Source organism: Nonomuraea sp. K271 (assembly GCF_009908215.1).
Taxonomy (GTDB): Bacteria; Actinomycetota; Actinomycetes; order Streptosporangiales; family Streptosporangiaceae; genus Nonomuraea; species Nonomuraea longispora.
On record NZ_JAAAHR010000343.1, the window covers coordinates 1 to 2,251 of the forward strand.

A 2,251-nucleotide genomic window follows, 5' to 3' on the forward strand; every position below is an offset into this window, starting at 1 on the left:
GTGGGCGGCGGCGGGGGCATCGCGCTGGCCGCGCTGAGCGACAGCGTGCCGGTCTCCATGGCCGGATTCGCGCTCACCGGGCTGGCGCTCGGCCCGATGGTGCCCGCCCTGCTCAGCCGCGCCGCAGCCGACGACTCCGGCGGGACGCTCGTGTGGTGGGTGTCGACGATCTCGTACACCGGGTTCATGGTCAGCCCGCTGCTGGTCGCCGGCCTCAGCGGGTGGCTCGGCCTGCCCGCCGCGATGGCGGCGCTCGGGCTGCTCGGGCTGCCGCTGGCAGGCCGGCTCCTGTTGCGCGGGCCGTGACGGCGCGGCCGGAATACGGCCGCCGTTTGGGGAAAGGAGACCCCGAAACCGCGCATGCGAAGGGGATCATCATGGCCGTCTGCGAAACCTGCGGCAACGACTACGACATGGCGTTCGAGGTGCGCGCGCAAGGGGCCGTGCACACCTTCGACTGCTTCCAGTGCGCGATCGAGGCGATGGCGCCCATCTGCGAGCACTGCGGCACGAAGGTCATCGGGCACGGTGTCCAGTCGGGTGAGCACTGGTACTGCTGCGCCCACTGCGCGCGCGAGGAGGGCACCAAGGGCCTCGTCGACCGCGTCACGGCCGGCACGACCGCCTGAGGGAGGCCGGGGAGGCGTGGCCGGCCCGCCGCGTCAGCGCATGAAACCGATGTCCTCGTAGCGGAGGTCGTAGAAGCCGCGCGCCCCCACGTTGGCCAGCGTCTCCCGGGCCGCGACGTTCTGCGGCCGCTGATAGAGCGGCAGCACCGTCGCCAGCTCCCAGATCAGCCGGTCCGCCTTGTTGGTCTCCTTGCGGGCCCGCACCGGGTCGAGGGCCTGGGAGGCCCGGCTCATGGCCTCGTCGACGGCCGCCGACCCGACGCGCCCGAAGTTCGCGTTCCACGTCTTCCCGTCGCGCGCGTCGATGTAGATCCCGTAGCTGCTGGAGACCGGGAACGGGGTGCCGATGTAGGCGAACGGCGTGATGTCGAAGTTGCCAGGAATCACATACTTGCTGAAGAAGTCGTCGCTGGGCACGGCCCTGATGGTCAGCTTCACGCCGATCTGCGCCAGCATGCTCTGGGCGAGCTCGCCTTCCGCCTTGCTGACCTGCACCCCCGACGGCACCACGAAACGCAGGTCGAGCGGCTTGCCGTCCTTCTGCCTGACCGTCGTGCCGGCCGCGAGCCTCCAGCCGGCCGCGTCGAGCAGCTTCTTGGCGCGTTCGGGGTCGTACCCGCCCATGCGGCCGGCGTTGTCGCGGTAGCCCTCCTGCGTGTTCATGAAGAAGTGGTTGTTCAGCAGCGCGATCGGCCAGTCCAGGCCCTGCAGGTCCGAGCGGGCGATGGCCTGTCGGTCGATGCCGAGCTGCACGGCGAGCCGGACGTCGCGGTCCTTGAGCAGTTCGCTCGACCCGTTGAAGGTGAAGTGCCGGAAGTCTGGGCCGGCCGCCTGCCGCACCTGCGCCCCCTGGGCGGCCCTGGCGCGGGCGAGATCGGGGGCGGACGGGCCCACGTCGACGATGTCGAGCTCGCCGTTGCCGAACGCCCCCATCAGTGAGTCCTGCTCCGACGCCCGGTAGATGATCTTGTCCAGCTTGGCTCGGTCGCCCCACCAGGCCTCGTCCCTCACGAGGGTGATCGTCTTGGCGGTCTGGTCGAACCCGCCGAACTTGAACGGGCCCGCCGTCACCGGGATCCTGTTCAGCCAGGCGTTGTTGAACGACTGGGCCGTGCGGTTGGTGACGGCGGGCAGCAGCGGCGAGAACAACGACTGCCAGTCGCCGAAAGGCCGCTCGAACGTCACCACGACCTCGAAGTCGTCCTTGCCCCGCGTCACCTGCCCGATGTCCTGGTAACCGGTGGAGGAGACGATGCGGAAGTCAGGGTCGCGCCCGTTCAGAGCCCGCCACTGCGCCCGGTAGTCGGCCCACGTGATCGGCCGCCCGTCGGACCATCTGGCCTTGGGGTTCAGCGTGTACGTGACCACCTGTTTGGGCCGCCGTTCTGTCACCCTTGCGTCGATCACGTAGTTGTCGTTGACCGTGATCTCGGCCTTCTCGTCGGACAGGAACGGCGAGGGCAGCAGCGCGTTGCTGACCACGCCGGCCATCGCGAGGTTGCCGTCCACGTGGTTCCTGTTCCACTGGGCGGGGAACTCGTTGATGCCCCACCGCAGCGTCCCGCCGTCCCTGACCTTGTCGCGCGGCTGCGGATTGATGTCGTAGGCCTTGACCGTACGGT

2 protein-coding genes and 1 pseudogene are annotated in these 2,251 nt (G+C 69.5%); 2 read left to right on the forward strand and 1 reads right to left on the reverse strand.

What is annotated here, in order from left to right; all coding sequences use genetic code 11:
* Positions 1 to 306, forward strand: a pseudogene (locus tag GUY59_RS46720) (hypothetical protein); the annotation flags it as partial.
* Positions 307 to 377: 71 nt separating this feature from the next.
* On the forward strand, positions 378 to 629 hold the full coding sequence (locus GUY59_RS46725) for a hypothetical protein (RefSeq protein WP_132342120.1): 252 nt from the start codon (positions 378 to 380) through the stop codon (positions 627 to 629).
* Positions 630 to 662: 33 nt separating this feature from the next.
* Here GUY59_RS46725 and GUY59_RS46730 read toward each other — a convergent pair.
* Positions 663 to 2,251 (reverse strand): ABC transporter family substrate-binding protein (locus GUY59_RS46730; RefSeq protein WP_161715131.1); only part of this gene is annotated, 1,589 nt, incomplete at its 5' end.